This window comes from Streptomyces sp. NPDC005070, from assembly GCF_053600395.1.
The window spans coordinates 1-3,970 of sequence record NZ_JBSFZS010000297.1; the positions used below are offsets into that span (position 1 = coordinate 1).

Annotated in this window: 4 protein-coding genes; all 4 read right to left on the reverse strand. The window is 70.2% G+C overall.

The window, feature by feature from the left end; translation table 11 throughout:
• Positions 1–56: 56 nt before the first annotated feature.
• A complete protein-coding gene (locus tag ACWEBX_RS37975) occupies positions 57–200 on the reverse strand; it encodes a hypothetical protein (RefSeq protein ID WP_451889287.1) in 144 nt (47 codons plus the stop codon).
• Positions 197–1,093 (reverse strand): ABC transporter permease, encoded by an 897-nt coding sequence (locus tag ACWEBX_RS37980; RefSeq protein WP_451889288.1) that lies wholly within the window; start codon positions 1,091–1,093, stop codon positions 197–199. Before ACWEBX_RS37980 ends, ACWEBX_RS37975 begins: the two co-directional genes overlap by 4 nt.
• A gap of 3 nt (positions 1,094–1,096) precedes the next feature.
• Positions 1,097–2,221, reverse strand: coding sequence for a polyamine ABC transporter substrate-binding protein (locus tag ACWEBX_RS37985; RefSeq protein ID WP_451889289.1), 1,125 nt, complete (start codon positions 2,219–2,221; stop codon positions 1,097–1,099).
• 191 nt (positions 2,222–2,412) lie between these two features.
• A complete protein-coding gene (locus ACWEBX_RS37990) occupies positions 2,413–3,588 on the reverse strand; it encodes an aromatic ring-hydroxylating oxygenase subunit alpha (RefSeq protein WP_451889290.1) in 1,176 nt (391 codons plus the stop codon).
• Positions 3,589–3,970: the final 382 nt, after the last annotated feature.

The following is a 3,970-nucleotide window of genomic DNA, read 5'->3' on the forward strand; positions in this document are numbered from 1 at the left end:
CGGGTGTGGCTATTCTGGGTTGTGAAGGAGAAAAGCGTACCCACGGCTATGGGGTGTTAGTCAAGCGCGAAGCAGCTCCCGGTGAGGGAGCTCAGTACGGGGGGTTTGCGGTGGGCGGGGCCCGGCCGGGTGCGGGTGCGTGCGGCGGGCCGGTCGGGTGCGGGGGGCGCGGTGGTGGTGGGCGGGCTGAGCTGGGTCATCGGCGGGCCTCCGCCTCGTCCTTGCGGGTGCGCCTGAGGTAGCCGAGCATCCCGACCAGCAGGACGAGCATGAGCAGCATGGTTAGCGCGGATCCGAGCGGCCAGTTCTGGCCCTGGAAGAACTTGTCCTGGATGAGGTTGCCGATCATGATCTGGTCCGGTCCGCCCATCAGTTGCGCGCTGACGAAGTCGCCCATGGCGGGCAGGAAGACGAGGACCAGTCCGGCCGCCGCGCCCTGTCGGGTGGCGGGCAGGGTGACGTGGAGGAAGGTCCGCACGGGGCCGCCGTAGAGGTCGCGGCCGGCCTCGATGAGGGAGACGTCGAGCCGCTCCAGGGCCGCGTACAGCGGGATGATCATGAAGACGACGAATCCGTAGACGAGTCCCGCGATCACGCCGACGCCGGTGTTGAGGATCTTCGTGTCGTCGTCCGCCAGTCCCACGGCGCGCAGGGCCCGCAGCAACGGTCCGTCGTCGGACAGGACCACCGACCAGCCGTACATGCGGACGAGATAGTTGGCGAAGAACGGCACGACGATCGCGGCGATGAGCGCGTGTTTCCAGCGGCCGCCGTGCAGGGCGATGGTGTACGCCACCGGGTAGGCGATCAGCAGGCAGATCACGCAGGTCAGCAGGGCGTAGCCGAGGGAGCGTGCCAGTACCTCGGTGTAGGCGGGGTCGGCCAGGGCGCGGATGCTGGAGAGGTCGAACCCGAAGCGGGGGTTGCCGAGCTCGTCGGTGGTGCCGACGGTGAGGACGGCGACCAGCACCAGGGAGGCGATCAGGAACCCGGTCATCCAGAGGGTGCCGGGGAGCATGAACCAGGTCCACATGCGGGTGCCGGTGGCGTCCGGGCCGCGGCGGGGGCGCGAGGGGTGACGCGTCGGTGCCATGTCTCAGCCCGCCTTCACATGGGTCCAGGCGGTGTCGCGCGCGTCCTCGGCCGCGTGGCTCCCGTTACGGAAGAACAGGTCGGCCTTGAGGTCGGCCTCGGTGACGAGGCACTCGGGGAAGGGTTTGACGAGTTCGGCGTAGATCTTCTCGGAGCCGGCCACCGGCATGGGGTAGCCGATGTACTCGATGTTCTTCTTCACGTTCTCCGGCCGGAGCATGTAGTCGATGAACAGCATCGCGGTGCCGGGGTGCGCGGCGTTCCAGGGGATGGCGTAGCAGTCGGAGTTGATCGGTGTCCCCTCCTCGGGCGCCTGGAAGCCGAACACGGAGGGGTCCTTGGCCTGGTTGAGCATGGCGGCCATGTCGCCGCTCCAGGCCTGGGTCATGACGGCGTTCCCGTTGAGCAGGTTGTTGTAGCTGTCGCTGGAGAAGCCGCGCAGCCGTGGGCGCAGAGTGCCCAGCAGCCCGGTGATGCGGTCGAGGTCGCCCGGGTCGCCGGTGCTGACGTCGAGGCCGAGTTCCAGGGCTCCCATGCCGAGGACCTCGTCACGGTCGTCCAGCAGGAAGACCTTGCCCCTGGCCCGGTCGCTCCACAGGTCCTTCCAGGATCCGGTCAGCTCGCCGATCCGGTCGCGCCGCCAGCCGATGCCGGTCTTGTAGGCGGTGAAGGGGACGGTGTGCGCGGAGCCGGGGTCGTACCAGGGGTCGGCGAAGTAGGAGTGGGCGCCGAACACGTCCTTGGCGTGGCTGAGCTGCGTGTGGTCGATCCGGCGCAGCCGGCCGCCGCGGGCCAGCCGCTGGGCCCATTTGGCGCTGGGGAAGATGATGTCGTAGCGGTTGCCCGCGTTGAGCTTGGCGACCATGCCTTCCATCGAGTCGAAGTTCGACTGGACGACGCTGACGCCGTACTCCTTCTCGAACCCCTTGAAGACGGACGGGTCGACGTAGTCGGCCCAGTTGAAGTAGACGAGATCGCCGTCGACGCGTGCGCGGACCGGGGCCAGGTCCTTGTCGTCGGGTGTTCTGGCGGGCATGAACCCGCAGCCTCCGACCGCGGCGCCCAGCAGGCCGCCGGCGCCCGCCCGCAGCAGGGCGCGTCGGGTCGGTGGTGGTACCTCGGGGGACATGGAGCGTCCTCTCCGTCGAGGAACGGCACGACAGTCCAGGGCGGGACCGGCTGGTCGGCTCACGGAGGCCCTGTGACTCCGTAGTGAAGACCGGTCTGGAAAGGGTACGGACGTGCGTCAGCGGTGCCGGGGTAAGCCGGCCGGGAGGAGTGCGACGCGCCGGTGGGGCAGGGCCGCGGGACGGCGGGGCGTCATCGGCCGTCCTCCTCCAGGTCGCGGCGGATCCGGCGGGCGAACCAGCCGACCGCTGCCTCGCGGTGCGAGAGCGGGCCGGGCTCGAACCCCGGCGTGGACAGGCCGGCCTGTACGCGTTCGACCAGCTCGGCGTCCTCGTCGTTGGTGACCCAGCCGATGTGGATGTTGAGCCGCCGGGCGATCCTGGTGCGCAGGCTCTCCCCGTGCCGGGTGTAGAAGGCGCCCGGAATCGCCGCCCGGTCCTGGGCGGTGGGGAGGGCGGTCCACGCGAGCACGTGGTCAGGGTAGAAGTCGATGAGCGTGTTGGGGTAGATCACGGCGTATCGCCAGACCCGCCGGTCGGCCTCGGTCAGCCCGGGCATCGGGGTGGCGAGCCGCTGGTAGAGGCGTTCCGTCCAGTTCGATGAGGGCTTGTCCCGCAGCGGTGACTCGAACAGGACGTAGTGCTCCTGGACGTCCACCGTGTACGCCTGGTAGTCGAGCAGTCGCATCAGCGCGGGGTGGGCGACGGGGACGTGGTAGCCCTCCAGATAGTTGTCGACGATCACCTTCCAGTTGGCGTTCTGCTGTTCACCGGCGGTGACGTCGTGGATGCGGTGCTTGCCGACCGGTGTGAGGCCGGGTCCCGCGTAGTGGCCGACGGCCTCGGCGAGCCCGGCGCAGGTCTCGGCGAGCGGGGTGGCCTCCAGGTCGAGGTTGACGAAGACGAAGCCGAGGAAGGACTCCACGTTGACCGGGTGCAGTCCGAGCCGGGGCTTGTCCAGGCAGGGGATCCGGCGCGCCTCGGGGGCGCCGACGAGGCGTCCGTCGAGTTTGTAGGTCCAGCCGTGGTACGGGCAGCGGATCGCCTTGCCCTCCGGCTCCGGGCCGGTGACCAGGCGGGTTCCGCGGTGGCGGCAGACGTTGAGGTGGGCGGCGAGGCCACCGTCCTCGGTGCGCACGACCAGGACCTCCCGGCCGGCGGCGGTGGCCGTCAGCCGGGCGCCCGGGCCGGGGAGGTCGGACTCGTGGCAGACGAGCTGCCAGGCCTTGGCGAAGACGCGTTCGGTCTCCGCGGCCGCGACGGCCGGATCCGTGTAGTAGCGGGCGGGCAGGGCCTCGCCGGGGTGATCGGGGGTCTCGCTCGGCGGACCGGGCGGCGCGGTGGCCGTCCGGGTGGTCGAGGGGTTCATGAAGTCCTCCTCCGCGCCGCGCGGGGCGGCGATGGGCGGTGAGGCTGTGACCGGGATGGGCCGCGGGTTCCCCATGGGAATCTGCGGGATCCGGCTGACTAATTGGTTAGTCAGACTGAGACCGGCGCGGTGACAAGTCAAGGCTTGTGGGCTGACTAATTAGTTAGTTAGTCTCGCTGCAGACGGACGGGCCGACCCCGCAGGGACAGCGGTGGGTCGTCCCGGCCGCCCGCGGACCACCGATCCGCGCAGCCCGGCCCTCCCGATCAGGACAGCCGCACGTCACGCGGTACACGGCCCCGGCCGGTACTCCGCACGGCTCCCCGCCACGCACAGCGAGCGGTGGAGCATCCCCCGTCACGCCGTCGCCGCGCCTCCCCGC

Bases quoted from the DNA above. Each gene is read 5' to 3' on its own strand.
- ACWEBX_RS37990 (WP_451889290.1), bottom strand. From the start codon at position 3,588: ATGAACCCCTCGACCACCCGGACGGCCACCGCGCCGCCCGGTCCGCCG.
- ACWEBX_RS37985 (WP_451889289.1), bottom strand. From the start codon at position 2,221: ATGTCCCCCGAGGTACCACCACCGACCCGACGCGCCCTGCTGCGGGCG.
- ACWEBX_RS37980 (WP_451889288.1), bottom strand. From the start codon at position 1,093: ATGGCACCGACGCGTCACCCCTCGCGCCCCCGCCGCGGCCCGGACGCC.
- ACWEBX_RS37975 (WP_451889287.1), bottom strand. From the start codon at position 200: ATGACCCAGCTCAGCCCGCCCACCACCACCGCGCCCCCCGCACCCGAC.